Here is a 24,960-nt window from a genome sequence, read left to right on the forward strand (position 1 = left end):
CCCCGCAACTCCCTGAACTCCAGGGTGTTGCGGGGACCGCTAGAACCCGAGCCGGGTGCGGGGCCGTTCGTGTGCCCACAGCTGGACCGAGGGGCCGACACAGCCGATAGCCTGGGGTCGTGAGCCAGAGTCGTACCTATCAAGTGCGGACCTACGGCTGCCAGATGAACGTCCACGACTCCGAGCGCCTCTCCGGTCTGCTGGAGGACGCGGGGTTCGCGCGCGCAGCCGAGGACACCACCGCCGACATCGTCGTCTTCAACACCTGTGCGGTTCGGGAGAACGCCGACAACCGCCTCTACGGCAACCTCGGGCACTTGCGGCCGGTCAAGGACCGCAACCCCGGGATGCAGATCGCCGTGGGCGGCTGCTTGGCGCAGAAGGACCGTGGTGAGATCGTGCGCCGCGCCCCTTGGGTGGACGTGGTCTTCGGCACGCACAACATCGGTTCTCTGCCTGCTCTTCTCGAGCGTTCCCGCGTCGAGAAGGAGGCGAAGGTCGAGATCGCCGAGTCGTTGGAGCATTTTCCGTCGACTCTGCCCAGCCGCCGCGAGTCCGCTTACGCGGCGTGGGTGTCGATCTCGGTGGGGTGCAACAACACCTGCACGTTCTGCATCGTTCCCGCGCTGCGCGGTAAGGAGCAGGACCGCCGGCCCGGCGACATTCTCGCCGAGGTGCGTGCCCTGGTCGAGGAGGGTGTCACCGAGGTGACGCTGCTGGGCCAGAACGTCAACGCCTACGGCAGTGCTTTCGGTGACCGCCAGGCTTTCTCCAAGCTTCTGCGTGCCTGCGGGGAGGTCGAGGGGTTGGAGCGGGTCCGGTTCACCTCCCCTCATCCGCGTGACTTCACCGACGACGTCATCGAGGCCATGGCCGAGACCCCCAACGTGATGCCGCAGCTGCACATGCCGTTGCAGTCGGGTTCCAGCAAGGTGCTCAAGGACATGCGCCGCTCCTACCGCCAGGAGCGTTTCCTGAGCATCGTGGAGAAGGTGCGCGCGGCGATGCCGCACGCCGCGATCAGCACCGACATCATCGTGGGCTTTCCCGGCGAGACCGAGGAGGACTTCGAGGAGACCCTGCACGTGGTGCGGGAGGCCCGCTTCTCGCAGGCCTTCACCTTCCAGTACTCCAAGCGTCCGGGTACCCCCGCCGCCTCCATGGAGGGCCAGGTCTCCGCAGACGTGGTCAAGGAGCGTTACCAGCGCCTGGTGGACCTGCAGGACCAGATCTCCTTGGAGGAGAACCGGAAGGTCGTCGGGCGTGAGGTCGAGCTGCTGGTCTCCGAGGCCGAGGGGCGCAAGAGCGGTGAGCGCCGCCGCCTGTCGGGCCGTGCCCCCGACAACCGCCTCGTCCACTTCTCCTTGAACGAGGGCGACGAGGAACCGCGTCCGGGCGACACCGTCACGGTCGAGGTCACCTACGCCGCCCCGCACCACCTGGTCGCCGACTCCGGTGTCCGGGGGCTGCGCCGTACCCGTGCGGGCGATGCCTGGGACGCCCGCAACGGCCGCCCGGTGCAGCAGAGCGCCCCCGATGTCCTGCTGGGTATGCCCTCGATCGGCAAGCCGGAGGAGGAGCCCGCCGCGTCCGTGGGCGGCTGCTGCGAGATCCAGTGATCGTGTCCGGCCGCGGGCGATGATCTCGTCCGCGGGCCGCGAGGAGCGGGGCCGGTCCCTTCCGCGGGGCCGGCCCCGCTCGTGTCTACGCCCGGCGGACGCGGGCCGTCGGGTCAGGTCCCCAGGCGCACGGGCAGTTCCGTCAGCCGCAGGGTCCCCGGAACGGTCTGCCGCTGTGGCGGGCGGCCGGGCACCAGGGACAGATCCGGGTAGGTCGACAGCAGGGCGTCGAAGGCCACGTCGCCTTCTGTGCGCGCCAGGGCCGCGCCCAGGCAGTAGTGCATGCCATGACTGAAGGCCTGGTGTGCTTCACCGGGCCTTCCGCGGTGCCTGGTGATGTCGAAGCGGTAGGGGTCCTCGTGCGCGTCCTGGTCGCGGTTGGCTCCGCCGATGACGGCGATGACGGCGGAACCGGGGGCGATCTCCCGGTCGCCGAGCTCGATCGCCTCGGTGGCGTAGCGCGGACGTGTGAGCAGCGCCGTACCTCCGTGGCGCAGCATCTCGTGGATCGCGGCGGGCATGAGGCCGCGGTCGGAGCGGAGCATCTCCCACTGTTCGGGGTGGTCGAGCAGGGCCCGGGTGCCGTTGCCGATGAGGTGGGCCGTGGTCTCGTAGCCGGCGATGATCAGCGTGAAGACCAGGGTGATGAGTTCACTCTCGGTGAGGCGGTCGCCGTCCTCGTCACGGGTGCGGACCAGAGCACCCAGCAAGTCCTCGTGCTCGGTCGCGCGGCGTTCGGCGATCATGTGCCGGGCGTGGTCGACGGCCGCGGCCATGGCGTCGTTGAGTTGTGCGGGGTCGGCCCGGTCGAAGCCGACGAGCTGGTCGCTCCATTCCCGCCAGCGTGCCCGGTCCTCGACGGGTACTCCCACCAGGTCGCCGATGACCGTGATCGGCAGCGGGTAGGCGAAATGGCCGAGCAGGTCGACGGTGCCGTCGTCGTCGGCGTGCTCGGGAAGGGCCGCCAGCAGTTCCTCGGCGGCGCGGCGGATACGTGGACGCAGTTCGTCGACCCTGCGGACGGTGAAGGTACGCGAGACGAGTTTGCGCAGGCGCACGTGGTCGACGCCGTCCTTGTCGAGAATGGTGTCGGTCAGGTAGGAGACCAGGTCCGAGCGCACCCCCAGCATGCGCAGCGCCTCGGAGCGCCTGTTCTCGGTGTCCCCTCCCGGGACGTGTGCGGGGTCGGTGACGAACCGGCGGTCGCCGAGGACCGAACGCACCTCCTCGTCCCCGGTGACGAACAGGACTTCGGAGCCGTCGAGGAAGCGGCCCCGGACGGCCCGGCCCGCCGAACGGATGCGTTCGATCGTGCGGAACGGCTCCTCGGCGAACTCGGGGTCGCGCAGGTCGACGGGCTCGTGCGTGGTCTGTGGCCGGATGGCGGTCATGGCCCCTCCAGGGTCATTCGCGTCGGACGGTTCGGTAGCGGTCGATCTCGGCACGGACCCGCTGGACCGTGTGGTCGAACAGGGCCACGACCTGGGGCCAGGCGGTACGCAGGGCGTCGGGGTCACCGCTCTCGCCCAGGGAGCGGTGCAGGGCGTCGGTGGCCAACTGTGTGCGGCGCTCCCGGTCGGGCACGTGGCGCCCTTGGTTCTCGAGCAGGGGCGGGTAGAGGAGGAATCCGGTCAGGGTCGTGCCGAAGATGTGGAAGAGCTCGTCGGGGGGCAGGTCGGCGCGCACCAGTCCGTGCTCGCGCAGCAGGTGGAAGTAGGCCTCGAGGTCGTGCAGGCGCCGGTCGATCAGTTCCCCGCCCTCGGCGACCGCGGTCTCGGTGAGCGTGCCGAGCATCCCGGTGTTGGCCATGAACACCTCCCGCAGGATCGGGGAGTTCGACAGCCCCTCGAGTGCGGTGGCGCCCACCCTGCTCGGCAGGATCTCGACGGGGTCGGTCCCCATGCGCTCCACGATCCAGGCCGCGGCTTCGGACTGGGCGCGCATGAGCACCACCAGGTACAGCACTTCCTTGGTGGGGAAGTGCAGGTAGACCGTTCCTTTGCCGATCCCGGCCCGGCGTGCGACGTCCTCGATGGTGATCTTGCCCGGCCCCAGCGCGACCATGAGGTCGGCCGCGGCGTCGAGGATGCGGTCGGCGCGTTCGGCACGGGCCTGCGGTGAACGTCGGGAACGGGCGGACTGGACCACGTGGTGCTCCTGTGGATCGGGGACGTGCGGAGGCCCTGCGGCCACCGTCATGAATGATGGCGACGACCATATCCCCGCACGCCCTCTCCGTGACTGTGTGACCAACTAAGAAAACTGGTCACGAAGTCACGATAAGCCGATGCTGGACCCGTGGGCAAGAGGGCGGGGACGGCGGGGCCGGGTCCGGACACGACGGAGCGCCGCACCCCCGCAGGGACGCGGCGCTCCGATCCGCCGGGGCGGAGGTCTCAGTCCACCCCGAGCCGCCCGGTCGGCAGCCACGTGGACACGTCCACCAGCGCCTCGCCCGAGGGCTTGTCCTCCGCGCCCGAAAGCGCTTTCTCCACGTGGTGCAGGGCCCGTTCGACGAGGTCCTCGGCATCGTGCGGCAGCCACGTCACCCGCGGGTCGCGGCGGAACCACGACTCCTGGCGCCGCGCGAACTTGCGGGTGGCCTGTGCGGTGGCAGCCCGCGCCTCGGACTCCGACATCTGCCCGTCCAACTGAGCCAGGGCCTGGGAGTACCCCAGCGCGCGTGAAGCGGTCCGGCCCTCGCGCAGGCCGATCTTGTCGAGCTCGCGGACCTCCTCCAACAGCCCCTTCTCCCACATGCGGTCCACACGCAGATCGATACGCTGGTCCAGTTGCTCGCGCGGGGCCGTGACCCCCAGCTGCAGGCACGGGTAGTAGGAGGAGTGGTCGGGCAGGTTCGCGGTGAACGGCTCCCCGGTCAGCTCCACGACCTCCAGGGCGCGCACGATGCGGCGCCCGTTGCCCGGAAGGATCGCTTTCGCCGCGGCCGGGTCCACGTCGGCCAGGCGCGCGTGCAGCACCCCGGGGCCGACCTCGTTCAGCTCCGTCTCCAACCGGGCGCGCACGTCCGGGTCCGTGCCCGGGAAGTTCATGTGGTCCAGCACCGAGCGCACGTACAGGCCCGAGCCGCCCACCAGGATCGGCAGGACGTCCTGGTCGGTGAGCTCATCGACGCGCTCGCGCGCCATGTCCTGGTAGCTGGCCACGTCGGCGGGTTCATCGACCTCCCACACGTCCAGGAGGTGGTGGGCCACTCCGCGCCGTTCCCCCTCGGAGACCTTGGCGGTTCCGACGTCCATGCCCCGGTAGAGCTGCATGGAGTCGGCGTTGATCACCTCTCCGCGCCGACCGACGCGTTCTTCCAGCCGCAGCGCCAGCTCGACGGCCAGATCCGATTTGCCCACAGCGGTCGGCCCGACGACCGCGATCACCTTGATCATGGCCCCAGCGTAGTCGTGCCGGCACCCTCCTCGTTGCCCGGACGTCCACACTTGCGCTGTCGGGGCACTGATGCCGGTACCTGCGGCCGTTCCGCAGGGCATGTGCCCTCGGAGCGCGCCCTAGTATTGGGGGTATGCGATTCGCCAAGGGCCACGGAACAGAGAACGACTTCGTGATCCTCCCCGACCCGGACGGGGAGCTGGAACTCACGGAGGAGACCGTCCGGCTGCTGTGCGACCGACGCGCGGGCCTGGGCGGGGACGGCATCCTGCGTGTGGTGCGTACCAGTGCCCGGGGCGAGGCGCTGTTGCCGGCGGCGCGTACGGGTGAGCGTCCGGAGTGGTTCATGGACTACCGCAACGCCGACGGTTCGGTGGCCGAGATGTGCGGCAACGGGATACGGGTCTTCGCCCGGTACCTGCTGCACGCCGGCCTGCTCTCCGGAGACCGGTTCGAGATCGGCACCCGCGACGGGGCCAAGGAGGTCACGGTCGAGGAGGACGGCCAGATCACCATAGACATGGGCCGGGTGGAGATGCAGGGTTCCTCGTCGGCGAAGTTGGCCCGCCAGGTGGTGCACGGTGCGCAGATCTCGGTCGGCAACCCGCACCTGGCGTGCGAGGTGTCCGGCCCGGTCGCCCGCGTGGACCTGAGCGAACCGCCCGTGCTGGATCCCGAGGCCTTCCCCGAGGGCGCCAACGTCGAGGTCTACGGCCACGTCGAACCCGGTGTCCTGCAGATGCGCGTCTTCGAACGCGGTTCCGGTGAGACCCGCTCGTGCGGGACCGGCATCGTGGCCGCCGCGTCCGCCGCCACCCCCGCGGGCGAGGGCGCGACCTGGAAGGTGCGTGTGCCGGGCGGGGAGTGCACCGTCCTGCTCGACGCCTCCGGCGCCCGGCTGCGCGGCCCTGCCGTCATCGTGGCCGAGGGAGAGACCTACCTGGCCTGACCGGCTCTCCACACCGCGCGTCCCCGGGCCGCGGCCCCGCGTCTACGAGCGGCCCAGGAGCACACCGGAATCCAGACCGCGCAGGGACACGTCCAGCACACGGGCGGTGTGGGACACCGGCATCGGGGCTCCGGCCCGGTCCAGGGCCGAACCGATCTGCATCGAGCATCCCGGGTTGCCCGAGACCAACAGCTCGGCACCGGTGGCCGCCGCGTCCTGGCCCTTGCGCTCACCCAACTCGGCCGCGGGTTCGGGGTTGAAGACGTTGTAGACCCCGGCCGAGCCGCAGCAGATCTCCTTGTTGGGCAGATCGGAGACCCGCATCTCCGGGATCTGGGACAGCAGCTCCCGCGGCGCCGAGGTGACCCCTTGGCCGTGGGAGAGGTGGCAGGCGTCGTGGTAGGCCACGTGCACCGGTACCGGGTGGCGCTCGGCCTGCGGCCCCAACTCGGCCAGGAACTCGGTGAGGTCGACGACCTTCTCCGACGCGGCCCGGGCCCGGTGCACCCACGCGGGGGCCGCACCGGCCTCCTCCAGGGTGCGGTCCATGTGTTTCATGCTCGACCCGCAACCGGCCGAGTTCACCACGATCCGCTCCACATCGGCGCGCTCGAAGACCTCCACGAGCGCGCGGGTGAACCCGGCCGACTCCTCCAGGCGTCCCGAGTGGCCGGACAGCGCCCCGCAGCAACCCTGGGAACGCGGGATCACCACGTCGCAGCCCTCCAAGGCCAGGACGCGGGCCGTTGCGGTGTTGACCTCCGGGAAGAACGCCCCCTGCACACACCCCACGAGCATGCCCACACGGGCCCGGCGCCGACCCACCGCCGGAACGAACTCCGGCAGGGGAGGGGGTGGCGACGACAGCGGCGGGGCGATGCGCTCCATGGTGGCGAGAGCGGGGGAGATCCGGTCCAGCACCCCGCTCTTGCGCAGCATCCGCCCGGCGCGGGTGGCCTGGTAGGCACGCAGAGGACCACGCATCATGCGCAACCGGTCGCGGTAGGGGAACACGGAGAAGACCGCACCCCGCAGCGCCCGCTCACCGACCGGGCGTTCGTGCTGTTCCTCCACCCGGTGGCGCGTGTGGTCGATGAGTGCGTCGTAGGCCACCCCCGACGGGCACGCCGACACACACGCCAGGCAGCCCAGACAGTTGTCGAAGTGGCTGACCGCTGCATCGCTGAGCACGTCCTCGGAGTGCATCTGCTCCATGAGGTGGATACGGCCCCGCGGGGAGTCCATCTCCTGTCCCCACAGCACGTGCGTGGGGCACGTGGGCAAGCAGAACCCGCAGTGCACGCAGTCGTCGAGGAGCTCGCTGAAACGTTGGTTGCTGTCGCCGGTGATCGGCTCGGTCATGGAGGGCTCCCTGCTCGCTCTGGGGTTCAGATCCCGCCGGCGCCGCGCCCGGGGGCGAACCGGTGGTCGGGGTCGAAGGCGTCCTTGACGGCGCGCATCAGCGGCAGGCCGGGGATCTGGCCCCACCGGTCCACCGTCGTGGCCGAGTCGGGGCAAGCGCGCACCAGCTGGGCCGTCCACTCGGGCTGTGCGCGGACTTCCTCCAGCACCGATGCGATCTCCTCGGGCGGGGTCCCCTCCGGCCAGGACAGGTGGAGCGCGCCCCGTGGAGCACACCCGCCCACGCGCACGCGGTGGCCCAGCCGGGCTGCCGCCTCCACCGACTCCGCGGGCGGCAGCGACAGCCACGCCAGGGGCCCCTTCGAGGGCCGGTGCCCCCACCCGGACGGCAGGTACCGGCTCACGTGCGCGTGTGCGCCCAGAGCCTGGACGGCCTCTTCGGTCCGGGGACGCAGTCCCTCGTGCGTCCCCTCCAGGACCACCTGCAGCGTCAGGGCGGAGCCGGGGCCGGCACGGACCTCCACCGCCGAGGGCACGATCGCGCTCTCCCGGACCGCCGCCAAGGCCCGGTCGGCCTCCTCCCCGGACGCGTACTCGGACTCCACCAGACACAGCGCGGGCGGTTCGGGCTGCAGCCGGAAGGCCACCGAGGCGATGGCACCGAGCGTTCCGTACCCGCCGGTGTGGAGTTTGGCCAGGTCGTAGCCGGCCACGTTCTTGACGACCCGGCCCCCGCTGCGGGCCACGACACCGTCCGGGCGTACGACCGTCATCCCGATGACCAGGTCGCGCAGGGCCCCGTGGAGCAGGCGGCGCGGCCCGCTCGCGCCGGTGGCGACCGTCCCGCCGACGGTTCCGCCGGTGCGGACGGGATCGTAGGACAGCCGCTGGCCCTCCCCGGCCAGGTGGGCGTACAGGTCCGCCACGGGGGTGCCCGCGCCGGCCTCCACGACCAGGTCGCCGGGGTCGTGGTCGATCCAGGACAGCTTCCCGGTGTCGACCAGTAGGTCGAGGGCGCGTGGGGCGGGCCCCCAGTCCTGGGCGGTTCCGCCGCCGCGCACGGCCACGGTCTCGCCCTCGCGCGTGGCCCCGGCCAGGGCGAGGGAGAGTTCCTCGGTGTTCGACGGTTCGGTGACCTTCGTGGGCACCAGGTCACCGACCGCGTCCTCGGGTGCGCCGGCCCGCACGACCGGGATCGGGGCCCGGGAAGATCCAGCCATGGTCATGTTCCGTTCCGTGGTCGTCCGTCCGGCGGGGGTCAGAACTGTTCGGCCTGCCCGGAGGCCACCAGCGGGTGCACCTCGTGGCGTACGCCCGGCTGTTCACCGCACAGGCGCGGGGTGGGAAGGAGCTTGTCGGGGTTGGCGGTGCCCTCCGGGTCCAGGGACCGGCGGAAGAGGTCGAAGGTCTCCAGGTCGTCGGGGCCGTACATGCGGGGCATCTTGCAGGCCTTGTCCACACCCACCCCGTGCTCTCCGGTGATGGAACCGCCGTGCTCCACGCACAGGTCCAGGATCTGCGCGGAGACCTCCTCGGCCCGGTCCCACGCGCCGGGTTCGGCGTCGTCGAAGAGCACGAGGGGATGCAGGTTGCCGTCCCCGGCGTGGAAGACGTTGGCGACCCGGATGCCCGACTCGGCCGACAGCTCGGTGATGCGGCGCAGGACCTCCGGCAGGGCCGTGCGCGGCACGACACCGTCCTGGACGATGTAGGAGGGGCTGATGCGTCCCACCGCCGCGAACGCGGACTTGCGGCCCTTCCAGATGAGGGCGCGTTCCTGGGCGCCGCTGGCGGTGCGGGTCTCGAAGGAACCGGCTTCCGCGCACAATCGCTCGACCTGCTCGACCTGGGCGTCGACCTCCTCCGTGGGGCCGTCCAGCTCCACGACGAGTACCGCGGCCGCCCCGGCGGGGTAGTCGCAGGCGACCGCCGCCTCGGCCGCCTCGATGGCCAGGGCGTCCATCATCTCGATCGCGGAGGGGAGTACGCCCTCGCCGATGATCGAACTGACCGCGTGCCCGCCTGCGTCCATGCTCTGGAAGGCCGACAGCAGCGTCACCGTCTTCTCCGGGGAGCGGGTCAGGTTCACCACGACCCGGGTGGCCACGCCCAGGGTGCCCTCCGAGCCCACGAACGTGCCGATCAGGTCGTAACCGGGTGCGTCGGCGGCCTTGCCCCCGAGACGGACCAGGTCGCCTGCGGGGGTGACCACGTCGAGGCCGCGCACGTGGTTGACGGTGAATCCGTACTTGAGGCAGTGGGCGCCGCCGGAGTTCTCTGCGACGTTGCCGCCCACCGAGCACACCTGTTGGCTCGAGGGGTCCGGTGCGTAGTAGTAGCCGTGCGGGGCGGCCGCGCGGGTGATGTCGAGGTTGGCCACGCCCGGTTCGACGACCGCGCACTCGTTGGCGATGTCGATCTCGAGGATGCGGCGCATGCGGGAAGTCACGAGCAGGACCCCCTCGGCGCGGGGGAGCGCGCCCGCGGACAGCCCGGTACCCGCTCCGCGTGGGACGAAGGGGACGCCGCGTTCGTGGCACAGACGTACCACCGCGGCCACTTGCTCGGCGGAGGTCGGCAGGACCACGACCCCGGGGACCTCGCGGTGGTGGGCGAGACCGTCGTTCTCGTAGGTGCGCCGCTGCGAGTGGTCGGTCAGGACCCCGTTCTCGCCGCAGATCGTGCGCAACTCGGGGACGAGGGCGGACAGGGCCACCGCGGTCTCGTTCTCGGCCAGGGACATGGGGAGCCTCCCGCGTCGGTCAGGCGCGGGTGAGGTGGATCACCCGGCATGGGGCCTGTTTGGACCGTAGGGCGCAGGAGCCCCTCGGGGCAAGGGGTTCCTGTGCTTCCGCGGAAAGAGCTTTCCGTTCCCTGGAAATCTTCTCGCGGGCGGGGTGGTGAGCGTGCCCGGCAGGGGCGTGCCCCCGCCGACGCCGCCGCCGACGGGGGCACGCGGGGCCGGCACGGCCGCCTACGGCATGCGCTCGTAGGCGGGCAGGGTCAGGAAGTCGACGTACTCGTCGGCCAGCGCGACCTCGGAGAAGAGCTCCTTGGCCTGCTGGTAGAGCTTCTCGTCGAAGAGATCGCCCAGCGCCTCACGGATCGTGACGAGCTCCTCGTCGATGATCGTACGCACCAGGTCGGCGGTGACCTGCGGGCCGTCGTCGAGGGTGACGTCGTTGTGCAGCCACTGCCAGATCTGCGAACGCGAGATCTCGGCGGTCGCGGCGTCCTCCATGAGGTTGTGGATCGCCACCGCGCCGTTGCCTCCCATCCACGTCGCCAGATACTGCAGGGCGACGTTGATGTTGGCGCGCAACCCGGTGGAACTGATGCCGCCCGGGGTCCGGTCGACCGCGAGAAGGTCCTCGGCGGTGACGTTCACGTCCGGGCGCTGCTTGGAGATCTGGTTGGGGTTCTCCCCGAGAACACCGTCGAAGATCTCCTTGGCGACCGGCACCAGGTCCGGGTGGGCGACCCAGGAACCGTCGAAGCCGTCGTTCGACTCGCGGGACTTGTCGTCGCGGACCTTGGCGAAGGCGTTCTTGTTGACCTCTTCGTCCCTGCGGGACGGGATGAAGGCCGCCATGCCGCCGATGGCGTGCGCGCCGCGCTTGTGGCAGGTCTTGACCAGCAGCTCGGTGTAGGCCCGCATCATCGGTGCGGTCATGCCGACGGCGTTGCGCTCGGGCAGCAGGAACTTGCGGCCGCGGGTGCGGTGCACCTTGATGATGCTGAACAGGTAGTCCCAGCGGCCCGCGTTGAGGCCGGCCGAGTGCTCACGCAGTTCGTAGAGGATCTCCTCCATCTCGAACGCGGCCGGGATGGTCTCGATGAGGCAGGTGGCGCGGATGGTGCCGCGCGGGATGCCGAGGCGCTCCTGGGCCAGGACGAAGATGTCGTTCCAGAGGCGGGCCTCCAGGTGGCTCTCCATCTTCGGCAGGTAGAAGTAGGGGCCCTTGCCCTTGGCGATCTGGCGCTTCGCGCTGTGGAAGAGGTAGAACGCGAAGTCGACGATGCCGCCGCTGACGCGCTCGCCGTCGACCAGGATGTGCTTCTCGTCCAGGTGCCAGCCGCGCGGGCGCACGACGATGGTGGCGAGCTCCTCGTCGTCCTTGAGCGCGTAGGTCTTGCCCTGGGGCGAGGTGAAGTCCACCTTGCGGTCGAGGGCGTCCCGCAGGTTGAGGTGGCCCTCGACCATGTTCTCCCACAGCGGGGTGTTGGCGTCCTCGAAGTCGGCCAGCCACACCTTCGCGCCGGAGTTGAGCGCGTTGATCGTCATCTTGCGGTCGGTCGGACCGGTGATCTCCACGCGGCGGTCGGCGATGCCCGGGGCGGGATCGGCGACCTTCCAGCTGTCGTCCTCGCGGATGTGCTCGGTCTCGGGGAGGAAACCGAGGTCCTCCCCGGCGGAGATGCGGTCCTGGCGTTCCTTGCGGGCCTGCAGCAGCTCCTGGCGGCGCGGCTCGAAGGAGCGGTGGAGTTCGGCGACGAGGGCCAGAGCGTCCTCGGTGAGGATCTCGTCGTACCGGTCGTTGCGGGGGCCGGTGACCTCGACCCCTTGCGTGGCGCCCATGACAAACCTTCCACAATCCGAAAAAAACTTTTGATATGTGGAAGTCAAGATATCGGGGGTCGCGCCACGGGGTCAACGTCGCGTGGGAGTCGGAAGAGGGTGAATTTTCTGCTTACGTGAATCCCAGTGGAAGTTCTGCGTGAACTTTTGGTGTTCTTTGGTCAACGACGTGGGCTGATCGTCTCACGTGCCGTAGCAGAGAAGGTGTTACGCGTCACCCGCCCCCGCAAAAATCTGTGTGCTTCGAGACGGCTCGGGTGAGATCATCGAGGTACCACCGCGTGGTCAGGTGAGCCGGAAGAATCCCGGCGGTGGTGACGTTGACCCATCTGGAGGGATATGAATACAACTGACACCCGCGGAAGCGCCCTCACCGGCCACGAGGCCCACGAGGACGCCGTCCGCGAGGCGATCACCGTCGGGGACGGGGTCAACGCGACAGAGGCGCCGACCACGCAGACCGGCGGCGAACGCTACGACGACCACACGGCCGTCCCCGGCCAGGGTGAGATGGAGCTGGCCGAGCGCAATGCGCTCCGACGCGTCCAGGGGCTGTCGACCGAGCTCACCGATGTCACCGAGGTCGAGAACCGCAGCCTGCGCCTGGAACGTGTCGTTCTCATCGGTGTCTGGACCGGCGGGAACGGGACCCAGACCGACGCCGACAGCTCACTCACAGAGCTCGCGGCCCTGGCGGAGACCGCCGGCGCGGCCGTCCTCGAAGGACTCACCCAGCGCCGCTCCAAGCCCGACCCCGCCACCTACATCGGTAAGGGCAAGGCGGCCGAGCTCGCCGACGTCGTCGCCTCGACCGGGGCCGACACCGTCATCTGCGACGGTGAGCTCACCCCGGGCCAGCTCATCCAGCTCGAGGACGTCGTCCAGGTCAAGGTCATCGACCGCACCGCACTGATCCTCGACATCTTCGCCCAGCACGCGCGCAGCAGCGAGGGCAAGGCACAGATCGAACTGGCCCAGCTCAATTATCTGCTGCCCAGGCTCCGCGGCTGGGGCCACGCCCTGTCCCGCCAGGCAGGTGGTGCCGGTGGCGGCGGCAACGGCGGTGTGGGTCTGCGCGGTCCCGGTGAGACGAAGATCGAGACCGACCGTCGGCGCATCAACGACAAGATCGCCAAACTGCGCCGCCGGCTCGCCCACATGCGTACGGCCCGCGACGTCAAGCGCGACGTGCGCCGTAGCCGCCAAGTGCCCTCGGTGGCCATCGCCGGGTACACCAACGCCGGAAAGTCCAGCCTGCTCAACCGGCTCACCGGGGCCGGGGTCCTGGTGGAGAACGCACTGTTCGCCACCCTCGACCCAACCGTGCGCCAGGCGCATACCCCCGACGGCCGGGCGTTCACGCTCAGCGACACCGTCGGATTCGTCCGGCATCTGCCGCACCAGCTGGTGGAGGCGTTCCGCTCCACCCTGGAGGAGGTCTCCGACTCCGACCTGGTCGTCCACGTGGTCGACGGTTCGCACCCCGACCCCGAGGAACAGGTCCGGGCCGTACACGAGGTCTTCGCAGACATCGGCGCGACCGACGTGCCCGAACTCGTCGTGGTCAACAAGGTCGACGCCGCCGACCCCGACACGCTCAAGGCTCTGCGCACGCGCTACCCCGACGTCGTCGAGGTCTCCGCACGCACCGGTCAGGGCGTGTCCGAACTGGTCACGCGGTTGGCCGAGTCGCTGCCCGAACTCGCCCACGAGATCCGGGCGCTCGTGCCCTACTCACGGGGCGACCTCGTCGCCAAGGCCTACGAGGAGGGGCGGGTCCTCAAGGAGGAGCACACCCAGGACGGCACCGACATCCACGCGTTCGTGCCCGAACTCCTGGCCGCCAGGCTCGACGAGTACACACCCAGCACCGCCTGAGGCGGAATGCACGTGCACGGGCCCGGGGAAGAACACCTCCCCGGGTCCGCTCGTGTGCTCGACCCAGGTCAACGGGCATGTGCGTGTTCTTCCCCGCCATGATTTTGTGCGAGAGATGTCCCGGAACGCTCGCTTTTCGGCCCGCGGGGAGGTGTACACGGGCTCGGAGAATGGTCTACGGTTTTGGCACCGGTCGGCAGTGGCCCGATGAGTCTCCCCGAGCCGAGGCCCACTGACACCGGCCCCACCGGACCGTTTTCCAGATACAGAGGTCGCCATGCCCGCCCGCGCTCTGCCCGCAGCCTGCCGAATCACCGGTGCCCGGGCCTGAGCGCGGAGAACACATGTCGGTCATCCTCCTCACCAACATCGGACGGCTCTGGACCGGAACGGAGATGCTCACCAAGGCGGCGATCCTGCTCAACGAGGACCGCATCGCCTGGGTCGGCCCCGCCGCCGAACTCCCGCAGCAGGTACCCGGTGTCGTCGAGGACCTCACCGACGTCGACGAGGTCTTCAACATCGGGGGCGGGCTCGTCACCCCCGGCCTCATCGACGCCCACTGCCACCCCGTCTACGCTGGCGACAGGTACGCCGAAGTGAGTATGCGGGCCAATGGCGCCTCCCGTGGCGACATCTTCGCCGCCGGCGGGGGCGTGTCCACGACCGTCACCATCACCCGCGGCACCGACCCCTGGACCTTGTGCAACGCCGTCCGGGAACGCCTGCGCCATTGGGTACTGACCGGGGCCACCACGGTGGAGGCCAAGACCGGGTACCACCTGACCCGCGACGGTGAACTCGCCGACGTGCGCCTGCTGCGCTCCCTGGAGGAGGAACCGGGGATGCCGCGCATCCACGTGACCTTCTTCCCCGCGCACGGGGTACCGCCCGAGTTCTTCGGCCGCCCCAAGGAGTACGTCGCCGCGGCCGCCTCCTGGCTCTCCGACGCCTCGACGGCCGGTGCCGACGGTGTCGACATCTACTGCGACAACCAGCAGTTCACCACCGAGGACGCACACATGCTCCTCGGCGTCGGACAGTCGGTGGGCCTGCGCACCACGCTGCACGCCTGTTCACGGCCTCGCCACGGCGCGGTGCGCATGGCCACGGAAATGGGATGCTCCTCCGTCGACCTGCTCCACGAGACCGACGACCAGGACATCCTCGCCCTCACCGGTACCCGCACCCCCATCGTTGCCTGCCCCACCACGTCGTTGCGCGAACACCGGATGCCGCCGGTGCGCACCCTGCTCGACCACGGGGTGCCCGTCGGCCTGGGCACCGACCACAACCCCGGTCAGACAGGGGCGACGTCGATGCCGCTCGTGATGTCGCTGGCGATCTCCATGTTCGAGATGACCGTGCAGGAAGCGCTCACAGCCGCCACCCTCGGGAGCGCGCACGCTCTGGGGCTCACCGACCGGGGTGTGCTGGCGCCCGGGTGCCTGGCCGACCTCGTGCAGTGGGACGCCGACCACGAAGGCGCGTTCGGGTGGTCGATGGGCTTGCAGACACTGCGTGTGTGGCAGGGCGGCCGCACGATCCGGTGAACGCCGGCTCGGCCGTCGGGCCGGTGCCGGGGATCAGCGCCGGGCACCGCCACGGGCGTGCGCGATCTCGATCACCGCACGCTCCAACGCGTACTCGGGGTCGCGGCCCGCGCCCTTGATGAGCGCGTCCGTCTCCGCCACGACCTCCATCGCCCGAGCGACACCGGCCGCGTTCCACCCGCGCGCCTGCTGGCGGAGCGTACGCAGCTTCCACGGCGGAACCTTGGCCCGCTTGGCCAGATCCGCCTCACCCACCCCGCGCGGGGGCTGCGCGAGGACCGCGATGCCGCGCACCGCACCCGCCAGCGCACTGTTGATGAGTACCGGCGCCGTGCCCACCGCCAGGGACCAACGCAACTGCTCCAACGCTTCGGGGAGGCGGCCCTCCACCGCGCGGTCGGCGACGGTGAACCCCGACGCCTCGGCCTTGCCGGAGTGGTACCGGGCCACGGTCTCGGCGTCGACCCGGCCTTCGGTGTCGGCCACCAACTGGGTGCAGGCCGCCGCGATCTCGCGCAACTCGCTGCCGACCGAGTCGACCAGCGCCTGCGCTGCGTCCGCAGTGATCTGGCGTCCCGCCGAGGAGAACTCCTTCTTGACGAAGGCCACACGCTCGGCCGGCTTGGAGGGCCCCTTGCAGTCGACCCGGTGCGCACCCGCCTTCAACGCGGTCTGCAGCAGCGCCTTGCCCTTGTTGCCGCCCGCGTGGGTGAGGACCATCGTGACGTCGTCGGCCGGGTTCGCGAGGTAGTCGGTCACCGTCGTGGCGAGGTCCTTGGTGAGGTCATGCGAGGAGCGCAGCACCACCACCCGGCTGTCGCCGAACAGGGAAGGGGAGGTGACCTCCACCAAGGTGGTGGGCCCCACCTGGGAGGGCACGAGGTCGTGGATGTCCGCGTCGGGTTCGGTCTCGCGGGCAGAGGCGACGACGGCGGCGACGGCGCGGTCCACGAGGAGCTCCTCGTCACCGACGATGACCGTGAGCAGGGGCGGTGCAGGCATACCCCGAGCATGCCACGGACCACGGACGGTTCCGTCCGCCACGGCCGCCCGAAGGGGGCGGCCGCAGGTGTCGGATCTGCCCACCCATGCGAGGGGCCGGGCCCTTCGTGTGGTGGAGCGTCTGGGTTTCTTGTGGCGGGGGAGGGTCTGCGCCGTGCACGTGTCTTGTGGCTGAGCCCTTCGTGCGGGTGCTCTGGCTTCTGTGCGCCGGGGTGTCAGACGTCGGGGCCGAGGACCACACCGCGGGGCGGTCCGGTGCCCCCACCGGGCAGCACCGCGACAGGCCCGTCGCGGTCGGTGCGTAGGTTCACCGGAGCGATCCCCTCCAACAACCGCGATGTGAACGGTGCCGGATGGCCGTAAGGGTTGTCCGCGCCCACCGACGTGAGCGTCACGTCCGGTGAGGTCGCGGCCAGGAAATCCGGAACCTGCGTACCACCTCCGTGGTGCGGGGTGGTCAGCACACCCACCGAGAGCAGGTCGGCTCCGGGGAGCGAGAGCAGCCGTTCCTGTGCTTCCTCCTCGACATCGCCGGTCAACAGCACTGACACGGGACCATCGGCCCGCACCACCAGGGAACGGTCGTTGACCGACCCGTCGAAGGCGGGATCGGGCCACAGCACCCGCAGGTTCCAGGGCCCCACGCGCACTTCCGTGCCGCGTTCGCCGACCCATGTGCGCACGTCCCCGTCCGAGAGCTCCCGGCCCACGGGCGTGCCCGTGAAGTCCGAGGGCACCAGCGCGGTGGGTACCGTCCGGTGCCGCAGTACCCCGGAGGTCCCGTCCACGTGGTCGGCGTGGTCGTGGCTGAGTATCAACAGAGGCACCGTCGAGACGCCGAGACCGGTCAGGCAGTCGTCGACCGCTTCCGGTTCCATGCCGGTGTCGAAGACCATCGCCGAGCCGGCCCCCACCGACAGCACGAAAGCGTCACCCTGTCCCACGTCACACGCCACCACCGCCCATCCCGCCGGCGGCCACCCGCCCGGCAGGCACCGCGCCGCCAGGGCCAGCACCAGCACCGCGACCACACCGGCGGCCACCACCCGAAGCCACCGCCGGGACCGTGCCAACAGCAACAGCGCCAACAGCACCGCCAACGCCAAGGCGCCGGCCACGTCCCCGCGCCACGGGAACGCCCCGTACGGGACTCGGGCCCCGTGCTCGGCGACCACGGCGATCCACGAGACGCCGAGTCCCGGAAGCCGCACCAGGGCGCCCACGGCCGGATCCCACATCCCCGTGAGCCAGGGTGCCCCCGCGAGGAACGGCGCCGCACCCAGTGAGGCGAGCGCGGCCACCAGCGCGCCGAGCACGGTCACCGCCGCCACCACCGGCGAGGCGAGCACGTTCGCGGGCACCGCCACCCACGAGACCTCGCCCGACAGCAGCACGAGCACGGGCGAGACCGCCAGTTGGGCGGCCAGCGCCACCGCACACGCCTCCGCGAGGGGACGCGGGATGCGGCGCGACCACGCCCGCGACCACGCCGGGACCCACAGCAGGATCCCGGCGGTGGCCAGTACCGACAACGCGAACCCGTAGGAGGAAGCCAGGTCCGGGGCGACGAACAACACCCCCACCACGGTCGCGCTCAACGCTCCGAGCCCGGCGTGCGCACGTCCGGTCGCCAGCGCGAGCAAGGCGATCGACCCCATGGACGCGGCGCGGACCACGCTCGGTTCGGGGCGGCACACCAGAACGAACAGCCAGATCATCACCGCCCCGCCCACCACCGAGCACCAGGTCGGAGCGCGGGCCAGCCGGGACACGGCCAGAACGAACCCGGTCAGGACGGCCAGGTTGGCCCCGCTGACGGTCAGCAAGTGGCTCATGCCCGTGGCCCGGAAGTCTTCCGTGGTCCGCGGTTCGACCTCGGAGACGTCACCCACGATGAGCGCCGGAAGGAGCCCGCGTTCCGGTTGGGGCAGGACCTCGGCCGCTTCCCGAAGGTTCCCACGCACCCCGCCGGCGAACCCCTGCGTGCCGGAGGCCGGACCGATCCCTTCCGGAGGGCCGCGCACCGCCACGAGCGCCGCCGTCATCGGGTCCTCCTCGCCCAGGAACGCGCCCCGTGCCCGGACCCGCTGGCCCGGCAGCAGCGTGCCCCACTCCGCACCGGAGGCCAGCAGCACCACGGGTGCGCGCCCGCGGGACTCCAGGTTCCAAGCGGTGATGACCCATTCGGCGCGGCCCGGGCGGGGGTGCCCCGACCGGGCTCGGGGATCGGTGCGCACCTGGGCGACGAACTCGACCTCACCCGGGCGTTCGGTGGCGGCGGTCGCGGCGCTGTGCGCCACCCGGTGCACGTGGAGGCCGGTGACCGCCGCGGCCGTGGCCGAACACCCCAAGGTCGCGGCCAGCCCGAGCGCCACCGCCTCCGTGGGCGCACGGGCCACGAGGAGCACACCGAGCGCGAGCCCGGCCACGACCGCGGCGAAGACCCACGAGATCCACGGAGCGACCGCGAGCGCACCGAGAGCGGTCAGCCAGGTCGCCACCGCGGGGGCCGCCAAGCGCAGGTCGGGAGGGCGCCCCAGGGCGAAACCGTCGGTGCCCAGCCAGCTCACCACCGCGTTCAGGTCCTTTCCGTGCGCGTCGGTTCGGCCCCCGGAGCGGGGGCGCTCGGGCCGGTACGCGTGGAGGGTGGGACGGGCGGAGCCCGGTCCGGTGCGCGGTGTGCGTACGTGAATCTACGGAGCAGGGGGCGGGATCCAGCTCAGAGCGCCACCTGATCCTCCAGGTTGTCGAAGGTGCTCTGCCCGATCCCGCTGACGTCCATCAGGTCCTCCACGCTGGAGAACGATCCCCCCAGGGACTCGCGGTGCTCCAGGATCGCGTCGGCCTTGGCCTCACCGATGCCCGGCAACGTCTCCAGCGCGGACCCGTCGGCCTGATTCAGGCTGACCCGCTGTCCCTCCGGCCCCTCCGCGCCCTCGGCGACGGCTTCCGCACCGAGCAGGATCCGTTCGCCGTCGGCCACGGGCCGGGCCAGGTTGACCAGGTCCAGGTCGGCGTCGGGCAGGGCGCCGCCGGCCTCCTCGACCGCGTCCAGGACCCGTGCACCGGGTGGGAGCGTGTACAGGCCCGGGTCCTCGACGTCGCCCCCCACGTGCACGACCACGTCCTCCTCCGCGACCGGTTCGGTCTCCTCCCCCGAGCTCTCGTCGCCGCCGTCCCCGCTGTCGGGGGCGGCCTGGGGCACCATCTCCGGGACGTCGATCTCCTCCGGCTCCCGGCGCAGGAACAGCAGCGCGGCCACGACCGCGGCCGCGCCCAGGACGAAGAGCGCGATGACCGCCCGTTTGGACAGGGTCGCGTTCGGCCCCCACCACCGGGCCAGGCGGTTCAGCGGGGCGTCGGCCTCGGCGCCGTCGTCGGTGTCGAACTCCACGTAGCCGGACGGCGGCCTGCGTTCCTTGAGGATCTCTTCGTCGTCGGGGTCCAGCCACGGGGAGTCCTGCGGTCGGGGGGAGCGCCCCTCCGGTGCTGTGCCCGGCGCGGGGTCGGGGAGGGGCGCCGTGTCCGCCGGATCGCGGTCGGGCCAGCCGGCGGAGGCGGTACTGCGCCGCTCACCGGAGGGAGGGGCCGCGGGCCAGGACGGTCGGTGGTACTCGCGCGGTTGTTCGCCCAAGGGCCGGTGCCCCACCCACCTGCGGGTCGCGGGTCCGTGCGGGGCGGCGCCGGACGTCGGGCGGCCGGGGACCGGGGCCGCGGGTGGTGTGGTGCCGCGCGGGGAGGCCCCGCCCTCGGGGGACGGGAGGGCGTGGCCCACGGAGCGCATGCGCAGGCGCACGGTGTCATCGGACCCGGAGAGGTCCTCGTCGGTGTGGGAGGGCGGTGAAGGACGGATGCTCTCGCCGGATCGGGAGGAGGGGCCGGTGGGGGCGGGGCCCTGGTGGTTGCGCAGGACCTCGGCACTGATCGGCGGCTCCCCGGTGACGCCGTACCCGGAGCCGGCGGTGACCCCACCGTTCGTCCCCGTGCCCCGGGCGGGCGCTGCGGGTCCCGTTTCGCGGTCGGGTCTTGCGGGGCCCGGGGTGTGGGGGCCCGGGGTGCGACGCGGCCGCAGGCGGGTGGTGCCGGTCCCGTCGAGCAGGTCGTCGTCGGTGCCGGAGAGGGGCGGGGGGTCCAGGCGCGCGGGAGGTCCTGGAGGGTGTTGCAGCGCGGACGTGTGTGTGCGGGCGCGGGGGCCTCCCCCGTGGACGCGCGTTCCCGGAGCCGTTCCGGGATCCGCACCGGAACCGGTACGCGGGCGAGGCATGCGCACGCGCGGTGGTCCTGCATCGCGTGCGCCGTGCGCGGTGGGGGAGCCATGTGCGTCGCCGGGTGTGCTTCCCGTGCCCGGGAGGCCGCCGGTACCGGCCCGGGTCCGGCGCGCCCCGGAGGGCGGAGGCAGGCGTTCGGTGTCGGACTCCTCCAACAGCTCGGTCAACGGTGTGTGCTCCTCCCGGGAGCGAGGGCCGGAGGCGGCGGGCTCCCCGGCCTCGAGCCCTTGTCCCCGGCCACGCGCAGGGAAGTGCCCCGGCATGGGGCCGGCGCCGTCCCCGCCCCGTGCGGGGGAGGCCGCGTCGCGGGGGAGGTGCGGCCGGTACTCCGTGCCCGTCCCGTCCACCGCGTAGGGCGCGGCCGGCACGGGGGAGCCGGCCGACGGCGGGCGCGGGATCCGGGAGCGCAGGCGCTGGGCCGCAGGGGACTCGTGCAACGGGCGCGGGCCGTCGGCGGGTGCCGGGCCCAGTGTGTGGAGGCGTTCGTGCCGGCGGGAACGAGGGCTCATACCTCAACGTTAGAGAGGTGCTTGCCGTGTGTCACCGGGTGATCTCGGGCTGTGGACAACCCCCGCACACAAAAAGCCCGGTCCCGTCGAGAACGGGACCGGGCTTCGGAGAACCGAGGTCTCAGGCGGCCTGCAGCTCGTCCAGGCGCTTGGCGATCGCGCTCTTGCGGTTCGCGGCCTGGTTCTTGTGGATGACGCCCTTGCTGACGGCCTTGTCCAGCGAGCGGGCGGCGCTGCGCTGGGCGACGGTGGCCTGCTCGACGTTCCCGGCCTCGGCGGCCTCACGGAACCGGCGGATGGCGGTCTTCAGGGAAGAGCGCACCGCCTGGTTGCGGACACGAGCCTTCTCGTTCTGCAGAATGCGCTTCTTCTGCGACTTGATGTTCGCCATGCGAAAACGTGCTCCAGTTGCTCTGTTGCTGTGCGCCGGTCGAACAGGCCGTCCTACTCGCGTGCAGCCGTTCCGTGAGTGGCGTGCGTGGGCGCCGGCGCGGGGTGTGTGAGTCCACAGGGCTCGAAACCGATTGTGGAAATCCGAGACACGGACCTCCAGTATGCAACACGCGCGCACTGGTTCGTGCATCCGGTGGAGCGGCGTCCCGCACACTTTCCGTCCCCGGAACGCACGCTCCCTCTGTCCGCGGTCCCATGCGCCCCTCCACCGGCCGCTACAGGTCCGCGCCCGGCCTTCGCGCCGGCCCGGCCCCGCCCGGCCTCAGCCGTTGCCGAGCCACTCCGAGGTGTAGGCGCCCAGGTCCTCGCCGTCGGCCTCGTCGGCCACGTGCAGCGCCACACCGATCGTGGTGTCCGCGCCGGTCCCGGCGTCGCCCAACCCCAGGCGCACCGCCCGCAGCGCTGTCAGCGCGTCCTCGTTCTCGTGTACCGGTGCCCATGCCTCGCTCGTGTGGACCGGGACACCGAACCGCACGGTGAGGTCCTCCTGCCGCTCCAGCGCGTCCAGTGTCTGCGTGACCTGGCGGGCCATGAAACCGCCGTACATCGACTCCGTGGGCATCGCCGCGTCCACCCCGGGCAGTACGACGTCGTCGGCCTGCTCGGCGACACGCTCCAGGTAGCCCTTGGACCAGTACTTCTCCCCGCCGCCGAACACGAACGAGGGCACCCGCCCGCCCGGCACCAGCTCCACGTGGTGGGCCCGCACCGACAGCACGGGATCCTCGCCGAGCTCTTCGCGGATCTCCTCCACGAGCGTCGGGTAGGAGGGGTCGTTGACCGTCACTGGGCTCACGTCCAGATGCACGCCGTCGAAACCGCCACCGGCCAGTTCAGCGGCGGCCGGCGCCAGCTCCGCGCGCTCCTCGCTCCCGAACCGGTCCTCCACCAGGGAGGAACCGTCCGCGGTGTGTCGGAGCCACGCCAGGGCCCGTACGTCGGGGTGGTGTTCCTCGAGCCAGGACAGCAGCGAGGCGGTCTCCTCCACGGGCGCGACCGACCCGTCCCCGGCGATCCGCCCGGCGTGCACGTACAGGGTGTCGATCCCGCCGGTCTCCAGCAGGGCCGCGAGGGTGCCGGTGTCCTCCCAGGAACCCACCCAGGCCGCGTCCGCGCCGGTGCCGCCCACCGACGTGTCCGGTTCACCCGAGTACTGGTGGGCAAGGAGCGCGCTCGCCGCCACCGCCAGAACGGCCACAGCGGCCGCTCCGGCGAGCAACCGCGTCAACACCCACTTCACCCGATCGCTCCTTCCACGGCCCACCGCTCGGCCCGCTCGGGCCCCTGCCTGCCCCGTCCGTCCCTCGGGACCGCCGACCGCACCGGCGTGAGGGTCCGGAAGCTGACATAATCTGGACAGTACCTCCCGCGCCCACGGGCCCGACCGCTCGCAGACCGGTCGCAGGCCCTCGCCGTGGGATGATGTCAGACGCCGCCGACCGCGGCGGGTCGGTGCCCGCACCGGGCGCGTACGACCAGCACCCAACCTGTTGAACGGAGCACGGTGGCACAGCCGAACTGGACCGATCCTGCGCGGATCCGCAACTTCTGCATCATCGCGCACATCGACCATGGCAAGTCGACGCTGGCCGACCGGATGCTCCAGATGACCGGGGTCGTCAAGGAACGCCAGATGCGCGCCCAGTACCTGGACCGCATGGACATCGAACGCGAGCGCGGCATCACCATCAAGTCGCAGGCCGTGCGCATCCCGTTCACCGCTCTGGACGACCACGAGTACACGCTCGACCTCATCGACACCCCCGGGCACGTCGACTTCACCTACGAGGTCTCCCGTTCGCTGGCCGCCTGCGAGGGCGCGATCCTGCTCGTGGACGCCGCGCAGGGTATCGAGGCCCAGACCCTGGCCAACCTGTACATGGCGTTGGAGAACGACCTCGTCATCATCCCGGTGCTCAACAAGATCGACCTGCCGGCCGCCCAGCCGCAGAAGTATGCCGAGGAGCTGGCCGGGATCATCGGCTGCGACCCCTCCGACGTGCTCAAGGTCAGCGCCAAGACCGGTGACGGTGTCGAGGATCTTCTCAACGAGATCGTCACCCAGTTCCCGGCCCCGGTCGGTGACGCCGAAGCCCCGGCGCGCGCGATGATCTTCGACTCGGTCTACGACACCTACCGCGGTGTGGTCACCTACGTGCGTGTGGTCGACGGGCGGCTGCGCGCGCGCGAGCGCATCCAGATGATGTCGACCAAGGCCTCCCACGAGATCCTGGAGATCGGCGTGAGCTCACCCGAGCCGCGCAAGTCCGACGGCCTGGGCGTGGGCGAGGTCGGCTACATCATCACCGGTGTGAAGGACGTGCGCCAGTCGAAGGTCGGTGACACCATCACCGCCTTCCACAAGCCCGCCGAGCAGATGCTGGAGGGTTACCGGGAACCCAAACCGATGGTGTTCTCGGGCCTGTACCCGATCGACGGGACCGACTACCCGATCCTGCGCGACGCCCTCGAGAAGCTCCAGCTCAACGATGCCTCTCTGGAGTTCGAGCCGGAGACCTCCGTCGCCCTGGGTTTCGGTTTCCGCTGCGGTTTCCTGGGCCTGCTCCACCTGGAGATCACCCGCGCCCGCCTGGAGCGCGAGTACGATCTCGACCTCATCTCCACCGCCCCCAACGTGGTCTACCGGGTCGACATGGAGGACGGTGAGGAACACATCGTCACCAACCCCAGCGAGTTCCCCGGGGGCAAGATCGACAAGATCTACGAGCCGGTCGTCAAGGGCACGATGCTCACCCCGTCGGAGTTCATCGGCCCCATCATGGAGCTGTGCCAGGACCGGCGCGGCACGCTGCACGGTATGGACTACCTGTCCGAGGACCGCGTGGAGATGCGTTACACCCTGCCGCTGGCCGAGATCGTGTTCGACTTCTTCGACCAGCTCAAGTCCCGCACCAAGGGTTATGCCTCCTTGGACTACGAGCCCACCGACGAGGTCGAGTCCGATCTGGTCAAGGTCGACATCCTTCTGCAAGGTGAGGCCGTGGACGCCTTCTCCGCGATCGTGCACAAGGAGAAGTCCTACGCCTACGGCGTGGAGATGACCAAGAAGCTGCGCGAGCTCATCCCGCGCCAGCAGTTCGAGGTCCCCATCCAGGCCGCCATCGGTTCGCGGATCATCGCCCGCGAGAACATCCGCGCGATCCGCAAGGACGTGCTCTCCAAGTGCTACGGCGGTGACATCAGCCGTAAGCGCAAGCTGCTGGAGAAGCAGAAGGAGGGCAAGAAGCGCATGAAGATGGTCGGCCGGGTCGAGGTGCCCCAGGAGGCCTTCATCTCCGCGCTGTCCACCGAGGGCAGCGGCGACGACAACAAGGACGACAAGAAGAAGAAGAAGTAGTGCGTCGCGGGCCGGCCGGCCCCACCCG

The 24,960-nt window shown here is 70.8% G+C and carries 17 protein-coding genes; 5 read left to right on the forward strand and 12 right to left on the reverse strand.

Annotation, left to right across the window (positions count from 1 at the left end; genetic code table 11):
• Positions 1–143 precede the first annotated feature (143 nt).
• Positions 144–1,619, forward strand: coding sequence for a tRNA (N6-isopentenyl adenosine(37)-C2)-methylthiotransferase MiaB (miaB, locus tag D473_RS0120155; RefSeq protein WP_017610853.1), 1,476 nt, complete (start codon positions 144–146; stop codon positions 1,617–1,619).
• A 113-nt stretch (positions 1,620–1,732) separates the two neighbouring features.
• Here the strand turns inward: miaB and D473_RS0120160 are convergent, their stop codons facing one another.
• From D473_RS0120160 to miaA, 3 genes are all read right to left on the reverse strand, one after another.
• Entirely contained in the window at positions 1,733–3,010 is a 1,278-nt protein-coding gene (locus D473_RS0120160) for a cytochrome P450 family protein (RefSeq protein WP_017610854.1), read from the reverse strand.
• A gap of 13 nt (positions 3,011–3,023) precedes the next feature.
• Positions 3,024–3,767, reverse strand: coding sequence for a TetR/AcrR family transcriptional regulator (locus D473_RS0120165; RefSeq protein WP_033353725.1), 744 nt, complete (start codon positions 3,765–3,767; stop codon positions 3,024–3,026).
• Between the two features lie 248 nt (positions 3,768–4,015).
• Positions 4,016–5,020 carry a tRNA (adenosine(37)-N6)-dimethylallyltransferase MiaA gene (gene miaA / locus D473_RS0120170; RefSeq protein ID WP_017610856.1) on the reverse strand — a complete coding sequence of 335 codons (1,005 nt, stop codon included), beginning with the start codon at positions 5,018–5,020 and terminating at the stop codon, positions 4,016–4,018.
• A 134-nt stretch (positions 5,021–5,154) separates the two neighbouring features.
• On the opposite strand from miaA, the gene dapF reads away from it, so the two are divergent.
• Positions 5,155–5,970 carry a diaminopimelate epimerase gene (gene dapF, locus D473_RS0120175; RefSeq protein ID WP_017610857.1) on the forward strand — a complete coding sequence of 272 codons (816 nt, stop codon included), beginning with the start codon at positions 5,155–5,157 and terminating at the stop codon, positions 5,968–5,970.
• A gap of 42 nt (positions 5,971–6,012) precedes the next feature.
• Here dapF and D473_RS0120180 read toward each other — a convergent pair whose 3' ends face one another.
• The 4 genes from D473_RS0120180 to aceB form a co-directional block, all read right to left on the reverse strand.
• Entirely contained in the window at positions 6,013–7,332 is a 1,320-nt protein-coding gene (locus D473_RS0120180) for a (Fe-S)-binding protein (protein WP_017610858.1), read from the reverse strand.
• Between the two features lie 26 nt (positions 7,333–7,358).
• Positions 7,359–8,558, reverse strand: a complete 1,200-nt coding sequence (locus D473_RS0120185; RefSeq protein ID WP_017610859.1) for an FAD-binding oxidoreductase — start codon at positions 8,556–8,558, stop codon at positions 7,359–7,361.
• Positions 8,559–8,590: 32 nt separating this feature from the next.
• A complete protein-coding gene (locus tag D473_RS0120190) occupies positions 8,591–10,075 on the reverse strand; it encodes an FAD-linked oxidase C-terminal domain-containing protein (protein ID WP_017610860.1) in 1,485 nt (494 codons plus the stop codon).
• 231 nt (positions 10,076–10,306) lie between these two features.
• Positions 10,307–11,911 carry a malate synthase A gene (aceB, locus tag D473_RS0120195; RefSeq protein WP_017610861.1) on the reverse strand — a complete coding sequence of 535 codons (1,605 nt, stop codon included), beginning with the start codon at positions 11,909–11,911 and terminating at the stop codon, positions 10,307–10,309.
• A gap of 339 nt (positions 11,912–12,250) precedes the next feature.
• On the opposite strand from aceB, the gene hflX reads away from it, so the two are divergent.
• Positions 12,251–13,789, forward strand: coding sequence for a GTPase HflX (hflX, locus tag D473_RS0120200; protein ID WP_017610862.1), 1,539 nt, complete (start codon positions 12,251–12,253; stop codon positions 13,787–13,789).
• Between the two features lie 344 nt (positions 13,790–14,133).
• On the forward strand, positions 14,134–15,342 hold the full coding sequence (locus D473_RS0120205) for an amidohydrolase family protein (protein WP_017610863.1): 1,209 nt from the start codon (positions 14,134–14,136) through the stop codon (positions 15,340–15,342).
• A gap of 33 nt (positions 15,343–15,375) precedes the next feature.
• Here the strand turns inward: D473_RS0120205 and holA are convergent, their stop codons facing one another.
• The 5 genes from holA to D473_RS0120230 all read right to left on the reverse strand — a co-directional run bounded on the left by holA (position 15,376) and on the right by D473_RS0120230 (position 22,814).
• Positions 15,376–16,344 (reverse strand): DNA polymerase III subunit delta, encoded by a 969-nt coding sequence (gene holA / locus D473_RS0120210; RefSeq protein ID WP_017610864.1) that lies wholly within the window; start codon positions 16,342–16,344, stop codon positions 15,376–15,378.
• Positions 16,345–16,559: 215 nt separating this feature from the next.
• Entirely contained in the window at positions 16,560–18,917 is a 2,358-nt protein-coding gene (locus D473_RS0120215; protein WP_017610865.1) for a ComEC/Rec2 family competence protein, read from the reverse strand.
• A gap of 146 nt (positions 18,918–19,063) precedes the next feature.
• Complete coding sequence (locus tag D473_RS0120220; RefSeq protein WP_241474838.1) at positions 19,064–21,121, reverse strand: ComEA family DNA-binding protein; 2,058 nt, start codon at positions 21,119–21,121, stop codon at positions 19,064–19,066.
• 121 nt (positions 21,122–21,242) lie between these two features.
• Entirely contained in the window at positions 21,243–21,512 is a 270-nt protein-coding gene (gene rpsT, locus D473_RS0120225; protein ID WP_017610867.1) for a 30S ribosomal protein S20, read from the reverse strand.
• Between the two features lie 324 nt (positions 21,513–21,836).
• Positions 21,837–22,814: a hypothetical protein gene (locus tag D473_RS0120230; protein ID WP_017610868.1), complete on the reverse strand. Its 978-nt coding sequence runs from the start codon at positions 22,812–22,814 to the stop codon at positions 21,837–21,839.
• Positions 22,815–23,078: 264 nt separating this feature from the next.
• Here D473_RS0120230 and lepA point away from each other — a divergent pair, with 264 nt between their 5' ends.
• The gene (gene lepA / locus D473_RS0120235) at positions 23,079–24,932 is read left to right on the forward strand and encodes a translation elongation factor 4 (RefSeq protein ID WP_017610869.1); all 1,854 of its coding nucleotides are present in this window, start codon (positions 23,079–23,081) and stop codon (positions 24,930–24,932) included.
• The last annotated feature ends 28 nt before the right edge of the window (positions 24,933–24,960 follow it).

Origin of the sequence: Nocardiopsis xinjiangensis YIM 90004 (assembly GCF_000341145.1) — a bacterium.
GTDB lineage: Bacteria > Actinomycetota > Actinomycetes > Streptosporangiales > Streptosporangiaceae > Nocardiopsis > Nocardiopsis xinjiangensis.